Origin of the sequence: Vibrio sp. 2092 (genome assembly GCF_033339635.1) — a bacterium.
In the GTDB taxonomy this organism is placed as follows: domain Bacteria; phylum Pseudomonadota; class Gammaproteobacteria; order Enterobacterales; family Vibrionaceae; genus Vibrio; species Vibrio alginolyticus.
The window spans coordinates 195,103-219,634 of the sequence record NZ_JAWOUY010000009.1; the positions used below are offsets into that span (position 1 = coordinate 195,103).

Annotated in this window: 19 protein-coding genes and 1 tRNA gene; 4 read left to right on the plus strand and 16 right to left on the minus strand. The window is 40.7% G+C overall.

Translation table 11 applies throughout. The features are described from left to right. Nucleotides 1-227: 227 nt before the first annotated feature. Both R7P80_RS16740 and R7P80_RS16745 read right to left on the minus strand, forming a co-directional pair. Nucleotides 228-1,067, minus strand: a complete 840-nt coding sequence (locus R7P80_RS16740) for an arginase (protein ID WP_005375657.1) — start codon at nt 1,065-1,067, stop codon at nt 228-230. A gap of 6 nt (nt 1,068-1,073) precedes the next feature. Next, the gene (locus R7P80_RS16745; protein WP_005386192.1) at nt 1,074-1,808 is read right to left on the minus strand and encodes an IclR family transcriptional regulator; all 735 of its coding nucleotides are present in this window, start codon (nt 1,806-1,808) and stop codon (nt 1,074-1,076) included. Nucleotides 1,809-2,156: 348 nt separating this feature from the next. On the opposite strand from R7P80_RS16745, the gene R7P80_RS16750 reads away from it, so the two are divergent. Next, a complete protein-coding gene (locus R7P80_RS16750; RefSeq protein WP_005375659.1) occupies nt 2,157-3,629 on the plus strand; it encodes an EAL domain-containing protein in 1,473 nt (490 codons plus the stop codon). Here the strand turns inward: R7P80_RS16750 and modF are convergent. Then, the gene (gene modF, locus R7P80_RS16755) at nt 3,617-5,071 is read right to left on the minus strand and encodes a molybdate ABC transporter ATP-binding protein ModF (protein ID WP_047101539.1); all 1,455 of its coding nucleotides are present in this window, start codon (nt 5,069-5,071) and stop codon (nt 3,617-3,619) included. The two genes, R7P80_RS16750 and modF, sit on opposite strands and share 13 nt — an antisense overlap. 286 nt (nt 5,072-5,357) lie before the next feature. Between modF and R7P80_RS16760 the strand changes: the two genes are divergently transcribed. After that, nucleotides 5,358-6,908 carry a PAS domain-containing methyl-accepting chemotaxis protein gene (locus R7P80_RS16760; protein WP_033907145.1) on the plus strand — a complete coding sequence of 517 codons (1,551 nt, stop codon included), beginning with the start codon at nt 5,358-5,360 and terminating at the stop codon, nt 6,906-6,908. 376 nt (nt 6,909-7,284) lie between these two features. Here the strand turns inward: R7P80_RS16760 and R7P80_RS16765 are convergent, their stop codons facing one another. The 11 genes from R7P80_RS16765 to R7P80_RS16815 form a co-directional block, all read right to left on the minus strand. Further along, nucleotides 7,285-9,444: a hypothetical protein gene (locus R7P80_RS16765; RefSeq protein ID WP_225491731.1), complete on the minus strand. Its 2,160-nt coding sequence runs from the start codon at nt 9,442-9,444 to the stop codon at nt 7,285-7,287. Between the two features lie 288 nt (nt 9,445-9,732). Further along, a complete protein-coding gene (gene dcm, locus R7P80_RS16770) occupies nt 9,733-11,391 on the minus strand; it encodes a DNA (cytosine-5-)-methyltransferase (protein ID WP_130201005.1) in 1,659 nt (552 codons plus the stop codon). A 77-nt stretch (nt 11,392-11,468) separates the two neighbouring features. Next, complete coding sequence (locus tag R7P80_RS16775; RefSeq protein WP_025553144.1) at nt 11,469-12,914, minus strand: MvaI/BcnI family restriction endonuclease; 1,446 nt, start codon at nt 12,912-12,914, stop codon at nt 11,469-11,471. 600 nt (nt 12,915-13,514) lie between these two features. Next, nucleotides 13,515-15,326 (minus strand): relaxase/mobilization nuclease domain-containing protein, encoded by a 1,812-nt coding sequence (locus R7P80_RS16780; protein ID WP_225491730.1) that lies wholly within the window; start codon nt 15,324-15,326, stop codon nt 13,515-13,517. Beyond that, nucleotides 15,317-15,904: a hypothetical protein gene (locus tag R7P80_RS16785; RefSeq protein WP_225491729.1), complete on the minus strand. Its 588-nt coding sequence runs from the start codon at nt 15,902-15,904 to the stop codon at nt 15,317-15,319. Before R7P80_RS16785 ends, R7P80_RS16780 begins: the two co-directional genes overlap by 10 nt. Before the next feature lie 157 nt (nt 15,905-16,061). Then, on the minus strand, nt 16,062-16,886 hold the full coding sequence (locus R7P80_RS16790; RefSeq protein WP_025552992.1) for a hypothetical protein: 825 nt from the start codon (nt 16,884-16,886) through the stop codon (nt 16,062-16,064). Nucleotides 16,887-16,888: 2 nt separating this feature from the next. Continuing rightward, a complete protein-coding gene (locus R7P80_RS16795; protein WP_025552991.1) occupies nt 16,889-18,169 on the minus strand; it encodes a tyrosine-type recombinase/integrase in 1,281 nt (426 codons plus the stop codon). Between the two features lie 379 nt (nt 18,170-18,548). Then, complete coding sequence (locus R7P80_RS16800) at nt 18,549-18,752, minus strand: hypothetical protein (protein ID WP_130201316.1); 204 nt, start codon at nt 18,750-18,752, stop codon at nt 18,549-18,551. A gap of 8 nt (nt 18,753-18,760) precedes the next feature. Next, nucleotides 18,761-19,540, minus strand: a complete 780-nt coding sequence (locus R7P80_RS16805; RefSeq protein WP_025552989.1) for a hypothetical protein — start codon at nt 19,538-19,540, stop codon at nt 18,761-18,763. A gap of 2 nt (nt 19,541-19,542) precedes the next feature. After that, complete coding sequence (locus R7P80_RS16810) at nt 19,543-20,895, minus strand: tyrosine-type recombinase/integrase (protein WP_025552988.1); 1,353 nt, start codon at nt 20,893-20,895, stop codon at nt 19,543-19,545. An 88-nt stretch (nt 20,896-20,983) separates the two neighbouring features. After that, a tRNA-Ser gene (locus tag R7P80_RS16815) sits at nt 20,984-21,074 on the minus strand. A 329-nt stretch (nt 21,075-21,403) separates the two neighbouring features. On the opposite strand from R7P80_RS16815, the gene R7P80_RS16820 reads away from it, so the two are divergent. Further along, entirely contained in the window at nt 21,404-22,084 is a 681-nt protein-coding gene (locus R7P80_RS16820) for a MaoC family dehydratase (RefSeq protein WP_005386198.1), read from the plus strand. A gap of 63 nt (nt 22,085-22,147) precedes the next feature. Here R7P80_RS16820 and R7P80_RS16825 read toward each other — a convergent pair whose 3' ends face one another. Then, on the minus strand, nt 22,148-22,972 hold the full coding sequence (locus tag R7P80_RS16825) for a phosphate ABC transporter substrate-binding protein (protein WP_158155297.1): 825 nt from the start codon (nt 22,970-22,972) through the stop codon (nt 22,148-22,150). A 266-nt stretch (nt 22,973-23,238) separates the two neighbouring features. On the opposite strand from R7P80_RS16825, the gene R7P80_RS16830 reads away from it, so the two are divergent. Continuing rightward, the gene (locus R7P80_RS16830; RefSeq protein ID WP_017635751.1) at nt 23,239-23,592 is read left to right on the plus strand and encodes a DUF3024 domain-containing protein; all 354 of its coding nucleotides are present in this window, start codon (nt 23,239-23,241) and stop codon (nt 23,590-23,592) included. A 33-nt stretch (nt 23,593-23,625) separates the two neighbouring features. On the opposite strand, the gene R7P80_RS16835 is transcribed toward R7P80_RS16830, so the two are convergent. Beyond that, nucleotides 23,626-24,435, minus strand: coding sequence for an AraC family transcriptional regulator (locus R7P80_RS16835; protein ID WP_053303736.1), 810 nt, complete (start codon nt 24,433-24,435; stop codon nt 23,626-23,628). Nucleotides 24,436-24,532: the final 97 nt, after the last annotated feature.

Here is a 24,532-nt window from a genome sequence, read left to right on the forward strand (position 1 = left end):
CTTTTTGTTTTGAAGCCGCTTAGTTATTGAACTTTGGTTATTTTTTATTTCGTATGTCATACCAAAGTTTAGCGGCCTTATTACAACGTAAGTGTCAGGTTAGTTCAAGAGGCAAGTATGATGTGTGTCGATTTATATGTGTAACTATTTGTTAGTTAAGGATAATAAGTAAGCATGTTGGTTCAGAATCAGGAAGGAAGCGATCCTGATTCTGAATGTTTATAACGCTAGGCAGCGTGAACGATGAGTGGAGCCATCTGATATAACTCTTCTAGTATGGCTTTCGTTTGTCTCGAATAGACCAGACAATCTCGATCTCCAACGAGCTGAATTGCTCTCACTTTACCTGCAACCAGACATTGCCTAATCGTGCGTAGAACCATTTGGATATCAATTTCTGACGCGCCATCAAGGCTGTTTTTGGTTTTTAGAGATCCAAGGTCGATGCTAATGATTATTTGGTCGCAGTGGTCTAGGTAATTGCCGATCTGTTGCTTAACGTTATTGCGATGACGAAAAGAAAACTCTTTCTCGGTCACCCAATCACAACCTTGATCTTCCGCGTATTCCCACGTTTCCTGCTTCGTCTCTTGCTCACTGACGCCAGCAAAAAACAATCGTACGTTTTGATAGCGAGAAAGAGCAAAATGGAATGCAGAGCCTAAGCGTGGCTCAAGTGTCGGCTTCAAGTTCATGTTATGCCCGATATTTACGACACCCACTTCGTCTCGATAGGACACGACCACAGGTAACATGGACAAGATTGCCTCGGTACAGTTAGTGACTAAAACCGGAATTGAGTGACGAGAAAGCGAAAGGCTTAATGCTTCTTGAAACTCGCCATTCTCCAGTTTGTCGTGGTTGAAGTGCCCATAGTTCTCAGCGGTTTCATGATCATGTTGTTGGTAAAGCCAATCACTAGCATTTTCCAAACTTTGATCAGCTAATTCAAACGCGCCCTTAGACATGGGTGGCAAATACTCACACACTGTCATAAAAGAAAAAGGGTAATGTTGCGGCTGCTTCACTGTGTGATGGAGTTTATAGCGTTTGAAAAAGCTTAACATGATGAATTACCTTTCTGGTGGTAGTGCCCTTGCCGCTTGCAGTACATGTAAAATAATGCGCTGCTTGTCCTTTTCGACTCGGTGGGCCGGAGCCATCACCGAGACTGCGCCAATCAGTTTGCTTCCTTTCATTACCGGTGCGCTAATACCTGAAACACCAGGGTCAATCTCAGAAGTACTGACGGCATATCCGTGTTTACGGATGGTTGTGAGCTCTTTTTCCCACTCGTCGCGTCGGTGATCTTGATTAAAATATCTCAAGATTTTCTCGCATCGACTTTGAGGCATAAAAGCGAGCATCACTTTAGATGAGGCACCGCGCAGCAGAGGTTGACTTTGACCCTGGACGAAGCTGCAACGCAGCGCCTGCATACTTTCTTTCTGTCTGACACAAAGCGCACGATAACCAGCTGGTACCATATAAGCGGCCATTTCCCCGGTTTGTTGTACCAACCTAGCCAGTATGGTTTCGACCATGTCGAGCCCATGTTGCGCGGTCTCATAGCTGTGCATGAGTAATAATGCCGCCGGACCAACGACAAATGTCTTGTCGTGAACGCTTTCTTCGATCAAATTCCACTCTTTAAGCAGTTTTAAGTGTCGGTAAAGGCTGCTTAAAGGAACGTTCAATTGCTCGCTTAGCGTTTTCGCCGAAACTGGGAACGGACTAACTGCAACTTGCATTAACAACTGCAGTGATTTTTCGTTTACCTGGTTAGCATTAGCTTTGTTTGTCGTCATGAGAGTGTTGTAACGTGTTGTAGGAGTTACGACAAATATAATTCTTAATCACTGAGAAAAGAAAAATAATTTTAATGGGTAATTCTTACATGATGAGAAACAGACAGGTAAAGAATTTCGCAAGTACCGATAGACATAACATGGTGTCGAATTAAAGTCTCAGGTTTGAGGCGCTTGATACTAAATTGGAACAGGAGTGAATAAGACATTGTTTAGTTTGCGGTATTACTCAGCGTTTCGCATACTGAGTTAATCCAAACAAATAATGTTAAAAAACGTGAGTTGCTAGCGGGTATCGGAATCGAGGTACCATCTCAGTAAATCGGTTTTATAAAAGGTTACTTTTATATGCTGAATAAGGCGATTTTTAAAAAAGCCATCATTTTTCTTCTGCCTATTCCCTTGGTTATTGGAGAGGTTTTGTATTTAGCTCGTGAAAGCGTGCAAAACAATCTCAATCATTTATTAGAAAAAAATGTGCAAATTGCAGATGAAATTTTATTCCAAATAGAGACAGAAAACCGCACGGCGTTGCTACACCCTGAACGATGTGAAGAGCTCCAGCAAAGCTTAATGTTTGAACGAGATATTGAAGAAATGCTCATTGTGAAAGAGGGAGTCATTACTTGTTCTTCGAAATTGGGAAGTATCTCTAAACCGTTAGCTGAGCACATCACCTTTCCTAAGGGACAAACGCTAGCGTTTGGTAGTGTTGATAGCTTGTACGATCAGTTCTTGCTTGTGGTAACGGAGGGAGAGCGGGGTTATCAAGCCGTAACGATTATCGATCATGACTACTTTAATGCAACAATAGGGTTTAACAACGATTTACGCCTAAAACGCTCTGCGCTGTTTATCCATGATCAAGTTTCACCTGAAGGAGCATTAAGAGCGGGAAGTAATCCTATCGGTATCAAATCGTCGCAAATGTTTGAGTATGAAGCTTTGAGCGAAGCCAGCGATCTTTTCGTCAAACAGAGAACACTTTCCTATTTTTTGTACTCAATTCCAATTATTTTCGTTATCTACCTTTGCTTGTATGCGTTGAATAAGTTTATTGATCCCCATCGCAATTTGATACTGGATCTTAAAAGAGCGATAAAAAGAGGAGAGTTGACCCTGTATTACCAACCGCAAGTTAACGTTGATACCGGCCAGTTATTCGGGTTTGAAGCGCTAGTGCGATGGGAGCATCAAAGTAAGGGGTTCATTTCTCCGGATGAGTTTGTCCCTGCGGCAGAGCAAAGTGGATTGGTTTTTTTACTTACTGATTTCGTTCTGGATAAAGCGGCAGAGGACTTCAGTAAATTAGGCTTTGATCAGCCTGTCCACCTTGGTATTAACGTGCCGCCTGGTTATTTAGTCGGACCAAACGCGATCAGAAAAATTCAATTGCTCGACAGACAGTTGAGCCGAAACAAAGTCTCATTAGGGGTAGAGATAACGGAGCGTCAGCTCATTGATTCAGAGGCGAGAAAATGCATTGCAGCGCTGCGAGTGCATGGTATTGATGTGCTGATCGATGATTTTGGAACTGGCCAAACCTCGTTAGCATTTCTACAGCACATGCGCATAGATTACTTAAAAATCGATAAGTGCTTTGTCGAAACCATTGGTATTCCTAGCCTTAGTGCTTCTGTCTTAAAAGCGATGGTTCACTTCGCGGAAGAATTACAAGTACAATTGATCGCTGAAGGCGTGGAAACCATAGCGCAAGCTGAACACTTAAAGAAGATGGGAGTGAGATATCATCAGGGATACCTGTACTCCAAACCATTACCTTATGAGCAGCTTGCGCAGCGAAGTCATTATGATTGGTAGACGTTAGCTCTATAACATTGAGCATTTTCATCAAACACAAACTCTAACTCATTTTTGATGCTATCTAAGCGGTCTTCTTGGTAGTGAGACACATACAATAGTTGGCTTAAATTCTCTCTAGCGATGAGTTCAAGTGTGTTCTTAACTAACCGTCTACCCAAAAAATCTAACCCTTGATACGGCTCGTCCAAAATCAATAATGTGGGTTGTTTCACGATGGCTCTTGCAATCAGTAATAGTCGCTGCTGACCGTACTCTAATTGCTTGAATGAGGTTTTTTTGTACTGGCTCATATGTAAGATATCGAGCCACTCGTTTGCAATATTCATCTCTTTGCGAGTTGGCTGGTTATACAACCCAATCGAATCGTAAAATCCTGACAAAATGACTTCTAATGCGCTGCAATTGACTCGATATTGGAGGTGTAGCGCTGAAGACACCATGCCGATATGCTGCTTAATTTCCCAGATTGTCTCGCCAGTACCACGCTTTTTACCAAAAATATCAATGTCATTGCTGTAGCATTGCGGATGATCGCCAAAGATCAATCCAAGTAAGGTACTCTTTCCACAACCATTTGGGCCTTTGACCTGCCAATGTTGGCCCTTGTCTATGCGCCAGTTCAAGTCAGTAAAAATCTTCTTATCGGTGTATTCGACAGCCCCATTCTTTAGTTCAAATATTGGGTTGTTGAATGGCGTCGAGTGCTGATGCTGACGTATCAAGCTTATCATTTCTTCACTCTGTTGCTCTGACTGAGATTTTATTTGTCCAATGATTGGATGATTATCCCAACTGGACTTATCCATTGTACTATCAAGCTTTCCTGCACTGAAAAGCGCGATGCTATTGATCCACTCAGGCATGTCAGATTCGCGAGAGAAGGTTATGAGTAGTTGCACATTTTGAGAAAGCGAGTGTAAATAGCGAGCGAGAGCAGCTCGGTGCGCAATATCTAAGCCAGTAAATGGATTATCGAGTAATACTAAGTCAGGTTGTGTGGCTAAAGCTCGGGCGAGCATTACTCTTCTGGTTTCTCCGGTAGAGAGAACACGGAAGCCACTATCTCTAAGATGACTTAGGTCGAGATCATTAACTAGCTGTTCAGTTAAGTTAGTGTCTTGGCTCTGTTCTAGGATTAATGAATAAACAGTGCTTCCTTGGTCGATACGATCAAGAAAATCCGTATCATCTTTTTCTAATTCTCTTTCCAGTAATCGCTGTTGCTCTGATAACGACACTTGCGCAACGGACAGCCCATTTAGCTCAATTTCCCCACTATTTGGTGATATTTCATCACAAATAAGGTCTCCAAGCAGAGAGCCAATATCTCCATCCGCGCTGAATATCCCCCAAGACTGCTGAGTGTTAATTTTCCAATCGTCAATAAACAAGTGTGTCGTGTTTCTCTTAGCTGCAAGCTGACGAAAGTGAATAGTCATTGTGTTTGTCTTCCTTGTTTTCGCTTTAGTGGATTACTTATAACAATTTACGAACTCAGTACGGAAGCGCTTTTGTGTATTAATTTTGAACAGTGCTCAGTCTTGTACATATTAACGAAGCCTTGTATTAGAGGATAAAAATGCGACTAGAGTCATTAAGTAACAAGTAAGCTTGTCAATAATTTTGTTTTATTTTTGAATCAATCTATCATTATGCATGTGAATGTTATGCCGATAAGTTCATATTTGCCGTTTGTTAATTAATTCAATGTAAGGACACATGTTTATGAGTGAAACGGAATACGATTACCCCTCGAGTTACAGCCTAGTTTCCATTACCGATACCTCCAGTTACATCAAATATGCCAGTGAAAACTTTAATGAAGTAGCGGGGTTTGATGAAGGGGAGCTTATTGGTAAACCCCACAATGTTGTGCGTCATCCTGATATGCCAAAACAGGCTTTTAAAGATTTATGGACTCACCTGAAAACTGGCAAACACTGGATGGGAATGGTCAAAAATCGACGTAAAAACGGCGGCTATTATTGGGTTGACGCGTTTGCTTCTCCTATAAAATCTAATGGTGAAGTTGTGGAATACCAATCAGTGAGATTTAAACCTGAGCGTATACACATCCAGCGAGCGGAAAAAGCGTATTCGAAGCTTCGAAATAATCGTAAGCCGTGGAAAATGTATCTTCCTCGTACACGTTTGTGGATGAGATCGGCCTTCTTCCTTTTAATTTCAAACCTTCTTGGCTTACTCATTCTACAAATGAATCAATCACCAGTGATAGCGTTTGGCGTTGTTGCGTTACTTTCCGTTTTCTCTATTTATGTATTAACCAGACCAGTTGAGAAGCTCGCTAAACAGGCTAGGCAAGACTTCAATAATCCACTCATGGAATATATTTATTGCGGAAGAATCAACGATCTGGCTGAGATTGAGCTGGGTATGAAGATGCGTAAGCAATTTGCAAATGCGCTATTGGGGCGCGTTGGCGTGTCTGTAAAAGACTCTTGCGAAGAAACGCGCGCAAGTGCTAACAGTGCTGCGACAAATAGCCAGCAAGTGACGGAGAACTTAAGCGCACAGAAAGTGGAGATTGACTCGGTCGCAACAGCGGTCAACGAGATGCAAGCCTCTTCATCTGAGATATCAAATAATGCTCAAGCGACCGCCGAGGCTACGTTAGAAGCGCAAAATACGATGATAGACAGCCGTAGCGTTATCGATAATGTTAACCAATCGGTTTTAGAGTTGGTGGGTGAGCTCGGCGAAATATCTAAAGTGGTCATACGTTTGAACCAACAAACCGAGCAAATTGGAACTGTTGTTGAAGTCATCAATGGTATTGCCGAACAAACTAATTTATTAGCGTTGAACGCTGCTATTGAAGCCGCGAGGGCAGGCGAACAAGGCAGAGGGTTTGCCGTTGTAGCAGATGAAGTGAGAACCTTAGCTAAAAGAACTCAGGAATCGACAACAGAGATTAAATCGGCCATTGAAGGGATTCAAAATGGGAGCAAATCAGCGGTTTCTGCGTTAGAGAAAGGTAACGAAATGTCGACCGGAACGGTAACATTGTTAGGTACTGCTTTGGATAGCATTCAACAATTGGAATCCCTTGTTCAGGACGTCGTCGAACGAAACCAACAAATTGCGGTCGCGATAGAAGAGCAGGTTTATGTAACGGATGAAATAAATGAAAACATCCAGTCGCTTAATTTAAAGTACAGTGAATCGTATGAACTGATGACTGAAACGAATCATATGAACACCAAAGTGCAAAATTGCACCAATGACCTGTCTGAAATGATTAAGAAGTTTGCTTAAACTTTAGAAAATCGAAGTTAAAAGCCCGCTAAACATTAGCGGGCTTTTAACTGGAATATAGTGAAGTGCCGGATTCGTTTACGAGCGAGGATTTCTAAATCTCGTTTTTTAAGAGCTAAAATGACGAAAGCTCGCAATAAATGCGAGCTCTCTAAATAAGTGGCGGAGAGATAGGGATTTGAACCCTATCGCTCGCTAAAAATCCTTTGCAAACCCTTGAATATAAAAGAGTTTTCGACACTCAAGCTGCAAATCGATTACAAGTGTCTAAGTCAATTGACTTATTAGTGATATTACATGTCATTTGAAAAAAGTCAATATTCGCTCAACTCTCTATATTTACATATCACATAGTATCAGAGCTGAGCGGACTGACTTAAGTTAACTGTCGGACTTCTTTGTACAGGTAAATCAAGTGTTCGATTGTAAGATCCAAAATGGGCTCATACATGAAAGAGTTCAAATGAATATTTGAGCAAACTGTCACACTAACTTTTTTTAATACAGGCAGTGAAGGGTCAGAAGGGAAAGCTGGTTCAAACTCATTACTTAAGAGTTTACCGTAGGCTTTTTGAACGCTCCAGTAAGAAGGATCGGATTTTTTGGTTCGAAGTTTATCTGTAATATAACGTTCCGCAAGAACTCTAATAGCAATCGACATCAACACTTTATCTTGTAAGTTTAGTCCTTCAACCTCTTTTGAATCAGCAATTTCGTTGGCAGTTGATAGTAGAATATCTATCATTTTTTGTGGACTAGTTTCATCATGCTCTGTACCAAACGTACGATTATATAAAGCATAAAATTGTCCTTCAGTAAACTGATCTGACCCTTCTTTCCAATGAAGTAACTTCGTTAGGGCAAGATAGTCTTCATGTTTTTCACTTTTAATATACTCAATCAGGTTGCGTGTGAATGGAACACATGAATACATTATCGAATTGGAAGTAGTAATTTTGCTTTTCCATAGACCGATGAACACGTTATTTACTCCATTCGCCACCTCTAAGCTTATGGATTCATTGGATTGATTCGCCATCAAGCATCGATTTCTTCTAATAAATTGTGTTAGCGAACGGTAGAAGTCAAAATTGTGGGTGAGTATGATCTGATAAAAATTATCATTCTTAGTCAAGTCATCTAGATATTGAAGGATTGCATGCTTATTTTTGTAATCAAACGAGTCTGCGACATCATCAATAATGAAAAATGTTGGTTGTTCTTTTCTCTTAAGAATTTCAACATCAAAAATAAAATTCAGTAAGTACAAAGCTCTCTTCTCACCTTGACTAAGAGCTTTAATTTCGTTGCGACTGTACTCCCTGACATCGCCTCCATCTTCAAAAATAAACTTCAATAGTGCTTTTGACTTACCAAGAATGGCATCACCTTGGTTAAACAAACCAAGCTTGAAGGGCATATCAATGAATCGGGAGTTAAAAAGTTCGATTGCTTCAAGCCACTGTGGTGCTTCACTCGCCGCTTGTACTTCAATTGCCTCAATTTCCCCTTTATTTTCTTTCCATGAGTCTAAGAAAGCTTCCACTTCTGGACTTCGTTGTATATACATGCGCCAAAGTTCTTTCTTAAATTGCTCTCTTTTTCCTGGGTTAAGATGGTTGATCAATGCTTCAGTTTCACTAGTAGGCGTGTTTTCTAACAATGCTTGTAGTGCCAGTGTCTGTGCGTTTTTAGCAAGCTTAGTTTTTAGTATGTTGAGCTGTTTATCAGCATCTAGCTGCTTATTTACATCTTTAATTTTTTGTTTGAACTCATCTAAACCAATGACAGACTCTTCGCCATTTACTTTAATTGTATGTCCAGCTTCAAAAAACATGTTTTTTTCTAGAGAGCTACAACTAGCAGCAGCTTTATTGGGGTTAAATACCCCCTTAATATAAAGACCACCACTCTTTTCAAAAACCTCGTCATAACGCTGAACGAAGTCTTTTGCTTTTAAAATAAACTCACTACTGTCGAGTATTTCAATTGCTTTTGGATCAAAAACCTCAGCATAAATTACGATGTCTGACTCAAATGTAGCGTCTGTTCGTTTGGCTTCCAAAAGTGCTTCGATTAGATTTTGTGTCTCAAAATCATTCATCAGAGTTTCTTCAATATCCTTTTGCTTCACCCCCGATGCTTTTTGAAGCTTAGAAATCATAGCCGACTTCGTTTTTTTGATACCTTCGATTAAGGAATCGTACTTCTTTTTGCTTTCCCTATTTATCAGCAAGTTTGAAACTGATTCATCATCAGAATTAATGTCAATTTCAGATTTTAGTATATAGATATTATCTTTACTTAATTGTTCACCATCGATGGAAGCTTCAAAAGTTGTAGGTCGATTAAACCTTTCCTCCTTAGGTTCTTTGCCTTCGGATACAGCGAGAAATGTTCGGGTAAACGAAGTTTTCATTAATCCGTTAGGAGCATATATACCGAAGGCTTTACTACCACCTCCAGAGAAATCAAAATCGTACACCAAGTTTTTGATACCGTAGCAGTTAATAAATTTTGTTTTTAGTATGCTCACAGTTACTCACCTTCATGGATATGTTGTCTTAAACGCATAACAGAATAGCAAACAAAATGCATAAGTGCTTTGATCCGCATATAAGTATTCTCTGAGGAGCAGTTAAATAATTAAAGCTCGTACTAACTAAAAGAGAACGATTGATTTATGCTTCAGCATGAGGAAAAGAGGAGTTTCTTACAGCAGGCTTATTAGTCCGTTTATCTTGGGACAGAATGTTGTTGAAGTATAAAGGCAACCTGTCAGACTTCTTTCATCATGATTTGAATGCTGACAGGTTGTTGCGTATTACATATAGCTAGTTAGTAATTTAGCCACGGCACCAAAAACAGGAACAACAACAGAGTTACCAAACTGCTTGTATGCAGGCGCATCTGCACAAACGATACGGAACTCACTGTTAGGATCATTTACATCTTCAAAGCCCATCAGTCTTGCACATTCTCTTGGTGTTAAACGCCTTGGGGTTTTATACATAGGATCAAACTCAGGGGCATAACGACCGTGTTCTTGGTCATATTTAGCTTCGCCTTCCTTAATCATCTCTTTGTACTGTTTTTCCGTACACTCTGGGTTTTCTTTGGCATATCGGTCAGCAAAATTAGTAGAAAACTCAAGACGCTCTTTGTTCTTTCTAAAGCCATGCTCACGGTTATCAGCAAGATATTGTTCAGAGAGTTCTTGATGATTAATTAGTATCTCAGAGCCATCTTTGTAGTACCTTGCTGAAAGCGTTCTTGTTACAGCATTAGGATTTGAAGGGTCAACTAGTCCAAACCCAAACCCATTGCCTTTACTTTGATGCTTCAGGGCATAGTGATACAGGTAGTTCCACAAGTTTGGTGTTAACGTGTATTTCTTTGTCTCTTCTTCAGAAAGATCGGTCAAAATATCACTAACACGTAAGCGCTCTTGCGGAACTTCAATGTTTTTGAGAGACAGTTTTTTATACTCTGGGTTCTTTTCTACGAGATCCTTACGTACCCCTACAAGAACAATGCGCTCACGATGTTGTGGGGTAAAGTTCATACCATCAATGATGGTTGGTTCTGGTTTGCGCTTACGTACAACCTTGATAGCTTCTTCAATATTAGAGTCAACATCGGTGATGTCGGCTATCCAATAACCTACCTGATCAAGCGTACGTATGATTGTCGCGAACGTGTTGCCTTTATCGTGACTCTTGAGGTTCTTAACATTCTCTAGGACAAAGTATTTTGGCTGTCGCGCTTCCAGTACTTTCTGTACATCAAAAAACAGAGTACCTTGAGTATCACACTCAAAACCGTGCGCTCTACCTAATGAGTTCTTTTTCGAAACACCCGCGAGTGAAAAAGGTTGACACGGAAAGCCAGCAAGAAGTACGTCATGCTTAGGAATATGTTTCAGAATACTAGCCTGTTGTTGCAGCTCTGTCGCTTCAGGGTCACCACTTAGAGTGATTTGAGTGATATCCATGAAGTTAGTATTTTTCATGCCATCATCCTGCTCACTATTCAGGAAATATGGCAGTTCTGACTCATCTACATAATGATTTGCTAAGTAAGTTCGTCTGGCTTTTTCATCCCATTCACTAGTAAAAACACATTTTCCACCAACGTTTTCGAATCCCTTGCGTAAGCCTCCAATGCCAGCAAATAAGTCAATAAAGGTAAAGTTTGGGTTGTCCCAATGAGCAGGTTTTTTTGGGAGTAAGGTTGCTCTCAATTTGTTTAGAGAACTATCACCAAGTGAAATAGGATTGGCTACAGGGTCGGCTTTCCAACGATTCAGTTTCTCTCGGCTGATCTCGCAGAACTCTCCACCTAATTCTTGAAACTTAATGGCTAAGTTCTTTTGATCATATATTGTAATCAATAGTTTAAGTAGCTTATTTGTTTCTTGATGGCAGTGCTCGATATAGCTCTCAAACTCTTGATCGCCTTTTAAAGTTGTATACTGATTCATATAAGTAGCAAAAAGGGAATATTGTGTGCAAACGTATCACACATTAATCCCCTTTTATAGGCCTGAGCGACGTTTTATTAAGGATTGAGCGAAATAAAATGAACCTCTTCATAGAGTTCGCTGGACGCCTTGTATATGTCATTGATACGCCACTGTGAGCGTCGCTTACTTTGCTTGGCATCAGTTGGATGAAATTTCGGTGCAGGATCAAGATACACAGTACCGCTATGAATAGCTTGGAAAAGCCTCTCAGCATTAGTATTAAGACACCAAAGAACTTCATCTGGAAACTCTATCTTAAATGTATACCCATCAGCCAAACTGTTGGGTTCATCATTTGGTAGTTTGGTTGCAGGTACGTAGACGACTTCGTTGTGTTTAGCACCCCAGCAGTTTAAGAGGCGCTCGATGGACCAACTAGCTGCGATTTTTCCTTGTCTATCTTCTAATACAACTTCCATTCCCGTCATTTGCTTGGTAATGGGTTTCTTTGGGTCATATAGACCATGCTCAAAACGAGTAGTTTTTTTGCCGTTTTCATCTTTGGTTACAATGGGGTGAAAGCATTGGATTTTTAACGTGAGCTGAGTTTTTTCATTTTCTTTGTATGCTCTATGTAACCCCGTCAATCGATACACATCATTCTTCTTGTAGCCATAAGTCGTCATGAAGTCAGGAAAACTCTCCTTATATAGTCCTCCATCAGGCTCTGGAGTGAATAAGGTAAGCTTCTTGCGAGTAAAACATTTCAACTCAATACCAAAAATATCACCTTCCTTGTCAGCATTTGGCTCAATACCCAGAGCATGCTCAAGAGTATACCCATGTACCTGTGTACCAGTGAAAGGGACTGTTTCACCTAACTTGAGTCGACAACCAAGCAAGGTTTTACCTGCCACATTGGCTTTCAGTAACTCTTTTAGCTTCTCCGTACCGCTATCATCACCGAGATCGATAGTGAACGCCTTGCAGACTTTTGAGCCGAAGTAGTTTTCAAGCTGATTAAATTGCTCAATAAATCGTTCGTTGGGATCCACAACTAAAACGGCAAAAGCATGACCTGAACGATTCGCACCTAAAACTAAGTAACGAGGTAAATGATCAGTCCGTTTAGTATATTCAATTGACATACTACGAGGCATTTCTCGATTCACTGTTTGGAATCCTGATAGTCTAGCCTCTGGATACTGAGCATATACGATAGCTTTACACTGCTTAGCTTTTACCGCGTTCCCATCAGTATCTAGCCATGAGAAATGGTGGAATTCAGCCTGTGGAATCAACTTACCAGGATCTGAGGAGCGCTTTGTTTCACTTGAACTTTCACCTCGATCACTAAACCTCAAATCAAAGATAGAGTTAAGTAGACTCGCATCTGAATGAAAATATACTTGGTTTTTATCGTTGGCATTCTTAGGTAGTGATTTAATCAGTGCAATACTACATTCGTGCTTCTTTAATAGACCACGCACATCATCTAGGTCATTGATACCTAGGTGGTCATATTGGTTTAATTCGTACATTATGGTATTGGTTTTTTCGTTGTGAGTAGGTGCGCTATTTTCACACCCAGAGACTATATAACGGTGTACTCTATAGCACCCATTCCACACTAAAGTGCTAGATATGTAACTACGATTACCCACTTCACACTGAATTCCCATCAGCCCCCCACATTTACACTGCAATCTATCCTCCGAGAATGACCACACTTATAAGATAGTAACGTAAGGTATCAAGTTGATGATCGTTGAACAACTATGCGCATATTGAAGAACTAGAGATATTTGTTCAAATTGTTTTGACTCAAAATGTTACGTACCACCACTCTAAAAAGGGCAAACACTTCTCGATTCGCAATACACGTCTTTATTTTACAAACAACCATAGAAGTTCACCCATGGGCAAGTAAGGGGGTATCGGGGAGCAAATCACTATGATAGATGATAGTTTTACCCCTGATAGGGGGTAAAAATCAGTTTACCCCCTATCAGGGGTAAAACACAGCAAGCTATGATCTTCAATTGGCGCTGATGACATCTCCTCCTTACTAGCACATTATTGGGTATGGTATCTGCACTAGGCTACTAGAAGAGATTCTGTTGTCATAATTTCAATTCAACTTAACGATCCAACCTCTTTTGCTCATGCGGTTGTGGCTTCGTTAGTTTTTTAAGAACCCGCCTCAAACCGTCTTTCTTCATGCGTGGTATTTTACGTGTTTCATTTCTAATCAAGCGCGATTTCAGTTCATCCCTCAATTTCGGTTCAGAAGCTATAACTTCAAAAGCTCGACTAAGTTCGAGATAGCTGTCCCGCTGTCTTTCTGCCAGCTTTCCAGCATGTTCAATCGATGTTCCAATCTCGCTATTTGCTGTCTCGTGGATGCGGATATTTCGTTTGAGGCTTTCGATAGCCCCTGTAACGCTTCGACAGATGCTTGGTATTCCTGCATCATGAGCTGATTGTTTTGAATAATGTCCTTCAGGATTGTTTTGCGTTCGTGTTGATACTGTTCCTGAATTTGTCTTATTGTGTTTAGGTAAAACTCGTTCTGTGTCTCGATCATAGCGAGCAAATGCTCGTTTGAAATCTGCTGATTCTTCGTCAATGACGTAATTTGTGAAGCTAATTGCTTCTCGATATGGCTCATATTCTATTTTCCCTTCGAGTAGAAAACTCATCCATTCTTGGATAAACCTCTTTTGTTGCTCGTGATACTGCTCTAGCGCTAACTTTGCATTTCGTTCAGCTAATGCTTTTCTTTCTTCAATTTGCTTAACCATCTCAAAACCTTTGAGGGATGGGTTGAACTCGGGCATGTGTGTAAAATTAACCTCAGGTTGCGGTATGTAAAAGGTTGGTGCTGCTGTCCAACGAGAGTTCGAAGGTAAATAATGCGCTTTGCTCACATTGAATTCAGGCTTACTTTTGTGTAATCCGTAACGTCTGTTGTTGTAATTAGCTCGTTTAATAATCGCTTTATCGAGTTGGTCTTTTAGCTCCTCCAGTCGACTTTGTTTGCTTTGTAATGGCTCACTGGACTGGGTTAAGGAGTCTCTAGAACGAAACTGCTCAGTAAACACAAAACCATGGAGACGCACGTTCTTTTTATCTTCAAAGTGCAAACGGACGAAGTTACTCGATTCACTAACATGGGTAACCCCGACTTTTTCTTTAAACTTATCGCTACTTAGTGCTTGTATAATGTCATTGCGATTGTTTACTCGATTGCTAGTAATCATGTCTTTAATCCAGACATTGATTGCTTTCTTTAGCTTGTGCCGCTTGTCAAAGCCGTTACCGTCTTGAGTAAGTCGTTTATGAAGAGAATCGAGAGGACTCACTAAATCATGTTTAAGATTTAAGTAATCCCGCAGTAGATTGAAGTCTTGTTCATGCCCAGGTGGAGCAGGGTTGAATGACAATCCTGTTGCAATGTGAATCCTAGGTATCAAGAAGTGGTTTTCAATATTAATTTGGTGCGTGTGACGCACCCAGTCGATTAGTCGCTCATCTTTAGGGAAACCAGCAAAGCACAACTCTTCAAACAATTCCCGCCACTCTGCTTCAATCTCTGGATTGGCTTGCAACTTCTCTGTATCTTCAAACGCATGAGCAATAACACCGCTGACGTATTTGTGTTTATGTGGGTTATGCTCAATTGCATATTCCACAGCTTTTCGGTTCCCGTTAATTGATTCTGGTGGTGGTTCTCTACGTTTTCCTTTTTGCTGCTGGAGAATGTAGTCGCATTCCCACTCGGTTTGTGTGTCGTTCGCTTCTCTCGCTGACTTACGCATTTGATAAGCATCACTGTAAATTTGCTTTTGTTCTTCAGTGAGGCTACATAAAGGACCATACAGGTAGTTAGTTGCAGCTTGTGGATCAGGTTGTCCAACACCACTGGTTCGAAAAAATGAAATTACTGCCATGCTTCCACCGATAACGGGTCTACTTTAGTTACACGGTAATAGTGATCCACATGTGGTTTCGCTAGAATATTCATGACACGTAAGTCATGCTGCTCAAAGGCTTTATTAAGTTGGTTCAGCTCAAGAAGTATTTGAATAGCTTCAGCACCAGACTTGTGGGTGTTACACCATCTAACAGTTTGATTGAGCAAAGAGTTAAAGCGTACTCGTTCATTAATAACACCAAGCATTTCCTTTCTTGTCTGCTCTGCGAATGGAACGATAATTCTAGTTTTATGCAGTGATTCAGAAGCAATCTGAGACACCGTTTTTCCTGCTTGCTCAGCTTTGTATTTCCAGATCTTTTTATCTAAGAGCGTACAGTTCATTTCTATACGAGTACTCTTTGCTTCACAATAATGATGATAAAGCGCATCAACTTCAGAGGAATTTAAACCAGTTTCTTTCTTCAAACGGTTTTTGCTGATTTTAATGTTGTGCTCAACACAGTTATCAAGTGATTTTTCGAACAATTCGGTAAGCTTTGGATCGTTAAGATAGTACTCTGCTATCTGCTTTTTCTTGTATTTTCTAGTCATATTTTGGTGCCTAATTCTTTAGGTCTGATTATTGTTTGGGGTAGTTAATTAAGGGGGTTGGGCGCAGCCCAAGCGTTCCTAAGCAGCAGCTTAGACTCCCAACCCGATGAAATTTTTCATACGGGGTTGGGGTAACCTTGCTCTTTTAGCTTTTACATCAATTTTCCACACCGTCGTCGACATGGAATTCTTCAGATAAGCTGGAATCTGCCTCACTCAAATCGCCGAAATACCAATCAGGATGAGTGGTCGTGAGACTTTCGATAAGTTTTGTGTTGTGTTCTTGTAGGCGTTCTTTATCGCGAGTTAATGAAGCGATATGCTCATCTAACATTTTCGCGCGAGTGCGTTCAACCACAAGCTCGTGGTTTACCAACAGTAACGTGTCGAGCTTTTGCTGTTGGTGGTCAATTCGAGACCGATAGTCAGAAGCAACTTGCTCTGATTGAGCAAGTTTATTTTCTAACTCATTGCACTTTTGACTCTGTGAATCAGTTTGCCGTATCTGCTTTTGCAATTCGTCAATGAACTCAACAAGCTCTTTGTTTTCTTTTTCTAATTCATCAATTTGCTTAAGAGATTCTTGGGTATGGGCGCTAACGAGCTGTTGAACCTCACCATCGAAAGCCTTCCAAACGATAGACATTTCGGCTTGAAGTGCAGAAGTCAGTCGCTGCTCAGAGTCAACAAACCACAGCGCTTTATTACGAACGATAGTAGTTGGTTTTGTCGCTTTCCTTAGTATTTTGAAAGCGATCGCTACTCGCCTAAAATCACCACCAACACGCTTTTGAAGCGCTTTTGCTGAAGTGGGTGCTGTGTTTGAATCGCTAAATGCTGAGGCATACTCATCAATGGTTTTACCTTTTTCGGTCGAGTACCCATTTTTTTCCAGTTCAGAGCTGAATCTTTCACGGAGCAATACAAGACTTTCTTCCTGACTGAGTAAGGCAGGAAGAGAGGAAGACAAAGTAGTATTCATAATTACTGTCCACCTTTCAGCGTATCGTCGATAATTTTGTAGATTTGCTCTCTGTGTTCATCATTCTTTGCAGCACGTGCCAATTCGAGTAAGTTTTGTATAAATGCTTTGTCATCACTGGCAATGGACTGCGCTGCTTGCTTAGTTTCAACAATGCCATTGGGTACGACAATGCTGTTTGAATCACCCGTTTTAAATAGTTCTGCTATTGTCCTATCTGCTTTGACTTGCTCTTTCTTCAAACTCACCTTATTACGTTTCGCATAATGCTTTTCTACAATGCTGACGTCTCGATGCCCGAGTAATTCCGCTATCCAAGCTACACTGACTCCACGATTAAAAGGTATCGACGCTCCCGTATGTCGCAATTGATTTGGGCCTCGATGTGCTACGCCTGCTTCTTTGAGAAACCCAGTAAAAAACTGTTTTGCGAATTGCTTGGGGTTTAACCACGGGTGACCAGTTTGCTCATTAAAAAAAACAAACCTGCGTTTTTCTCGTTTAACTGTGATGTTATCTCGTTGTACAACGTCAATAGTTATTGGAGCTTTATCACCCGTTAGTCGTTCGAGTTTGCGGAGTAATTGAGCGGCTTCTGCTGATAACTCAATTGTTCGTTCAGACTCTTCTGTTTTAGTTACTTTGTATTTGTTTAATGGTTTAGCTAAATCAACGTATAGTCGACACTTTTCAATCCCGTCCTCTGTATAAAACTCGATATTTTCCCAGCAAGTACAAATGAGTTCGCTGATACGTAATGCCGTTAGAATGGCAAAAGAAGCCATGTCTTTTGCCATCTCATTGTCGGTATCAGTCAACAGTAATTGACGTACTTCATCTTCAGTGAATGGGAATGGATCATCATTGACAACTTTCAGGTTTTTGATTTTTTCCATTAGGTCGTTTTTCTGCTGTTCGGAGGAACAAGCTTTAGCGCAGACGGCTCGTAAGATAGTGTAACAACCGTTAATGACCTTGCCTTTTTTGCCTTGTGTGAGAAGTGTGATTTTGAGTTCATCAATATCTTCGATTGTAAGTTCAGATAGTGGTTTATCACCTAAGTTTAGGATGATATGTCGACCGTGAGTCTTCATTCCGTTCAGTGTTGATTCAGCAACAACAAGCGCTTTAGTATTTAGCTCATGACAAACAGCTTGGGCGACTGAGCTTAGCGGGTAATCATCTTTGTTTAATGAAATGTCAGACTTGCGGGTGCCTTTACGACCTTTCTGAATTCGAGATTTAAGGCGAGGCGATTTTTGATTTTTTTCCGTAGGGTTCATTTTTCGACCTATAAAGTTACAGGCCATTAAAGGGGCAGCTCTTCTGTCGGAGCCTTATTATGTTTCTAATGGTCTTTTGGTTTATTTGCTTATTATCAAACCACAATGTCTATTTTCACACAATAGCCACACACTGTTAACTTTTGTGTAAGTTCATGTATAATAAAGAAAAATATACATATCTGAAATATTTTTCATAGTGTAACTTATTGATATTTATAAGTGTGAGTGCTAACTAACTCATCGCATTTTCTGCCCTTGCAAGATTACAATGTTTACCATTAAATGTAATAAATGTGATTTGAATCACACAAAAAAAGACATAGTGCAAATAACAACACTACGTCTTATGGGGTTCATAGAAGAATAAATATTAGGGTTACAGTGCTGAAGATACTAGCCTTAATAGCTTCGCTGCATTAAACGCTGATGTATCATTTTCATATACTTTAACGTGGTCGCCATACTGCATAAGTAACGTACCATTTTCACCCAGCAGCACCGAGGCGACACACTTTTGTTGAAGAGTTTGCTGCATTATATCTAAAGTAAGTTTTGGCGAACCGTCTTGGTTAGTCATCATTTTTCCCCTCAGCTAAAATCTAACAAGTCTAGTAACTCACGATTTGAGTTACATTTGTGAAAAATGGAAAACTCCTCCAGTTTGATAATCTTTCGCACTTTGCGCATTGGACTGGATTCGTTGAGATCATCTATAAGGCATACAGAATGTTGTGTACGATGCGAAAACTCGGTTGCATAGGTACGGACTTCTATATCAACGCTATCTGTATGCGAGAAAAGATGCAGTACCGAGTCAGTTAAGTTCATTTTAAAGCCTGTGTACCTACCAAAACGCGAAATCAAAATAAAGATCATGATGTCAAATACATCTGTCGGGATACCAACAGTAGTTCCACACTTAAATCTGAAGCTATTTAACTGCTTGGAGCCGAGTTGGATTTGTAGATTATCCACAAGATAAGCACCGTTCATAAAATCGCGACGAATTTCGTCTGAGAAATATTGATACACCAAATATGGTAAGCAAAGAGGTTCATCTTCAGTCAGCTTATTGATTTTTAACCAGTCGCGATAAGTATATTCCTCTAGACTGAGAAGGTTCTTAAAGCTACTCACGCTGCCAATCGTAAGCTGAACCTTTTGTACACCGTACTTTGATTCAAAGTCGTGTTGGTTCAAATAAGGATGGATCTGTAGCAGAGATATCGCTGTATCAATAAGGTGAATCTGCTCCATCGCAACCCCCATTGCTAGAAAGCGAGATAGATCGAGTTGATCGCGGTATGAAGCTCCCTCTTCGAGTGCTAGAACAATAGCTTTTCGTAGCGATTGACTGAGTTCTTGCATAATTACCCCTCTAGATCCATTTGGAACGTGCTAACGATTTCAAGCAATTTCTCTAATTTATGTTTCTTCCCATACCGACCGAAGGTCATATTCGGGTTGGTATGACCAACAACCTCGGCAACGCTATGTTCTGCTACATCTTGCTCTTTAAGTTCATCGATAAATGTGTGTCGCAATCCATACGCTGTTGGACGCTTGCCCGCAGGCATACCTAGCTTGGTTTGAAGCTTTCCAAACTGGGTGCGATATGTTTTTGTCCAATCTTTATCCTTTCCAAGCGGAGGATAATTGAATAAAGGGACATTACCTTTATGAAGGCGACTTTTATAGAAAAGTACGAAGTCTTCATGGATAGCGGGATGTAGTGGAACAGAACGAACAGCATGCTCGTTTTTTAAGTGTTGATCTTTTGACTGATCCGTTATTTTAATGTGCGGAATTTTTGTGTTAAGAACGATATCTTGTATATAGAGCTGGCATGCTTCTCCCGTTCGCAGTCCATGAAAGAGCTGTAGCTTGCTTATCCATTGAAAATCTAATGATGCTTGAACGAATTCAGGGCTTTGAATTAGTTGAGAGAGTTCTTCATCAGTCCAACGATCACGTTGTTCACTAACGTGTTTTTGGCTTTTGAACTTCGGATTGAGATCTTCCGTTGGGTTTTCTAGAATATACTTCTTTGATTTCAGCCATTTGAAAAACTGTTTTACAGCCGAAAAGTAATCTTTATTAGTTTTTGATGACCGTGATTCCGAATAGAGTAGATCAATATAGCCTTCTAAGTCAGAAATACAGACTGTATTGCGATTCACATTTTGTGTTTCAAGAAAGTTGATACAGTGAGAAATACGTTGATTGAGCTGATGAACTGTTAGTTGACGCACATTGCGCTTCTTTTTACTTTCTAGAAATCGCTCAAGCAATTTCGAAAAAGGAATCACTTTAGTCGGAACGCTTTTAATCTCAGGATCAGTTTCTTCAAGATTTGTTAAGTCAACTTCACTTGGTAAGTCAGTATATATGTCATTTTGGAAGTGCTCCATAAGCTCTGGCGGCGCTTCAAATATCTTTGAATAAGATTGACCAGCAGTCGACGTAAATGAGAAACGTAGAGCTTCAATTCTCTTATCAAGCGTTGCTTTAAACACTGAAAAAAGAGGAGGTTGATTATGGTCGATCAGACTCAGGGCTCCTTTAATACAAGAAGCTGTTTTAAAATTGCGCTCTATTGCATCTGAGCGCTCTTTAGTTAAAAGACTAACTTTGATATCGAAAGGATAACCAAACTCACGTAGTAGTTTAGGGATGCAAATGCGGGTTTGATATACGCCGTTGGGCGCTTTTTGTAAGTACATTGTCTCACCTCATTGTCATGAAAGTGATTTGCAGTACTGTAGATACGAAAAAGCCCTTGAAAATCAAGGGCTTAATGCGTAAGAAAAATGGCGGAGAGATAGGGATTTGAACCCTAGATACGCTATTAACGTATGCCGGTTTTCAAGACCGGTGCTTTCAACCACTCAGCCATCTCTCCGTTGTGGGCGGTATAATAAGGAGCATAGTCCAACTTGTAAAGTGCTGAATTATAATAGAAGTACTGTTTGCTTGTTTTATGATCACTGATGTGATGTTGGACAGTTTGAAAACGGAGTGAAAAAGGGACAAAAAGTACCAATTTGTAGAGTTTTTACTTTATATTGGCGCACGTCAATAAAATGGTGTTTTATTGTTATCTTGCTGATATATAAGACATAACATGCTTTTAGGGTACATGTGTTCGCCCGAAAGTATTTGCAAGACTTTGTGAACTAATTCAAAATTAACTGGTATAGCCAGTTGTGCTTAGAATTCTTAAGGGTGTTTATGAAGGTCACAAATCTATTTAAAGACAAAGTTGATGCGATTTCTGCTCATCAATCCGAGTTTATGAATTGGATGTCTCCAACGTTACGCGATTATTGGAGTGACTTTTTGGGGAAAGCTCAAAATAGCTTTCTTTTCTCAAAAGTTCGTGATCACCAGCAGCCAGCCGTCAACGAAGAAGTTGCACCTCAACCTGCACCGATCGTAATGGCACCTGAGGCTCAAAAGCTTTATGACGAGTTAAGTGAAAAAATTGGCGAAGTTATTCACACTGGTGATTGGGTTCATGTGTCTCAAGAACGTATTAACCAATTTGGTGCGGTAACGGAAGACATGCAATGGATTCATACTGATCCAGAGCGTGCTTCAACTGAATCTCCATTTAAGACAACTATCGCTCATGGCTTTTTAACATTAGCATTGCTGCCTAAACTGACGGATTCAGTCGATCCAGAAAAGCCAATGTTCCCAACAGCTAAAATGGTAGTTAATTTGGGTTTAAACCAAGTTCGTTTCCCTTACCCTGTCAAAGCAGGCAATAATGTTCGTGCAGTCAGCACGTTAACAAAAGTAACGCCAATCAAAAAAGGTTTGGAGATTGAGCGCGAAATTAAAGTGGAAATTGAAGGTATTCGTCGACCTGGTGCGGTTGTGGTCTCTGTAATTCAACTGCATTTCTAATTCCGAAACCGGAGAGAACACTACATAGGAAAAGAGAGCATCAAGGTGCTCTCTTTTTTATTTTTACTGATTAAAGTTTTTTACTGGCGTATAACCGTAATCTGCAATCGCTTTTTGTCCCTGCTCTGAACGAAGGAAAGCGATAAAACCTTTACCTGCATCGCTAATCTTATCTACTTTGTATAGCACTAGGAATGGTCGCGCCAACTTGTACTTATGATTGCTAATGTTTGTCGACGTTGGGTCAATACCATCTAACTGAATCGCCTTGATCGAGCGATCTACTGACCCTACAGAGATAAAACCAATGGCGCGAGTGTTATGGTTAACAATGGTTTTTACCATGCTGTTGCTGTTTACAACCAAGTTGTTTGGGCTGATATCCGAGACAAGGCGATCATTAACGATTTTGGTCAGTCCCAGCAAGCTTTCGAAGCTGTAACGTGAACCTGAAGACGCTTCTCTAGTAACCACCGCGATAGGCTGATCTGTGCCCCCGACCTCTTTCCAATTCTTAATCTTACCTTTGTAAATATCAAACAGCTGTTGCTGAGAAAGGTTTTCTACAGAGTTGGTACGGTTTACAACAACAGCGAGGCCATCATAAGCGATAGGGTATACATTGAGATCTTCACCTTTTTCGCTTTCAGTCAGATAGCGAGAGCTCATGCCTATTTCGGCTACTCCTTTATTGACCATGGTGATACCAGCACTCGAACCAATGCCCTGAACAGCAACGTAATCGTCTGGGTGTGTTTTGTTGTATTCCTCAGCAAGTACATCCATCACACGAGCAACCGAAGTTGAACCCGAGATGTTGATTTCTTTTGCAATGGTAGGGAGGGAGACTGCTATGGCCAATAACGTCGCCACAGTAAAACGTAACATATTAAACTCCATATACGGGATAAAGCAGAGTTTATGATATTGCGGTCAGGTTACACTTTTGTGAACTGTTAGCGCTAAACAGGGGAATTGTTTCTAGTCAAGAGGTGATGGAGCTAGCGTTTCCAAGTGGATTGAGATGATAATCTGGGCAAATGATAATATAGCTATCTTATACTTGAGTTAGGTAGATAACTACCATCGGTGATGATGTAAAGGCTATATACTAGGATCGACAGCTCTAACTATCATCCATCGGGAGAACGTTGATGTCAGTGTCCCAAATGGCGACAAGTCGTTTATACAAATCAGTTCAATCGCTCTGCTCTGCGCGTAATGCTAACTTGCCTGTCGAACAGGGCAAGTGCCTCTATGAGCTAGTAGAAAATGGCGTTGAGCTTCATCGGGCGCATTTTCTCCTCGACTCCCAGCATAGCGAGTATACTTCTCCCGTCGCGAAGATCATGTTTGATGAGGACAACCAACTTTGGTATTTCTATGTTCCCACATATCACAACGAGCTGTTAAGGTGGGTGCCTTATAAGCCACTTCCATTTAGCCGAATGCTTGAGGACTTACTCAACGAGTTGGAGCGCGATCCTCAAGCGTGTTTTTGGGAATAGGGTGAGCCCAACGGATGCGAATGCCGACATGATTTATACTTTAGGCCTAACAACTTGGTTTCTAAAGTCTTTGGGGGTCATGTTGTAAACGGATTTAAATGCTGTACTGAAATGCGCTGCACTTTTAAAACCAGACTCAAACGCTATTTCTGTTATTGATTTTTCTGACTTGCGCAGTTGGGTTGCTGCGAAGTTTATCCGTTTCACCTTTAATATCTGAGAAAACGAAAGATCATCTGCGGCGAGGCGACGTTTTAAGGTTGCGATGGACATGCTCATATGAGCCGCTAAGCCTTCTAGCGTGATGTCTTTTTCAATATTACCCTCAATGTACTTAATGGCTTTTTGAGAGTCGCTCAGGCTACTTGCATCATCTATGATAGATAGGATGTTTGGCTCTACCTCAACCATCAACGACAGCAATGCCATTGCGATATGGCTTTGTGTGTAGTCTGGAGCATTGCGACTCGCTAACTTAACCAACATGTCCTTCAATTGTGCTACTTCGCTACTGGATTGCGTTGAAAAAGGATAGAAGCGCCTTTCTTCCGTTTTGGAACGTAGCATCGGGTGCGCTTTCTTAAAGTCACAGAATATATTTGGATTGAAGACTAAAGCCAGTGCTTTAAAGCCTCCGTCACTAGAGACGGCTTCTGCATTGCTCAGATCTGCGGAGTTATAGAGTGTGAAATCTCCGGCTTTAAGTTCAAATTGCTCACCATTAGGTTGATGAACTAATAGGGCACCTTCTTCAACAATATATAACCCATTATGTGTTGCAGTGTAACGCTCACTTTTGCGCGCAGTGAAGTGATTAAAGCGAATGATCTCAATGTTCGGCATACTCGTTCTTATCGTTTTACTGACCCGTCCTGATATGGGTTGACACTTTTTAACTAAAACGCTCGATGTACTTCATCGGGCGTTTTGTATTTTAAAG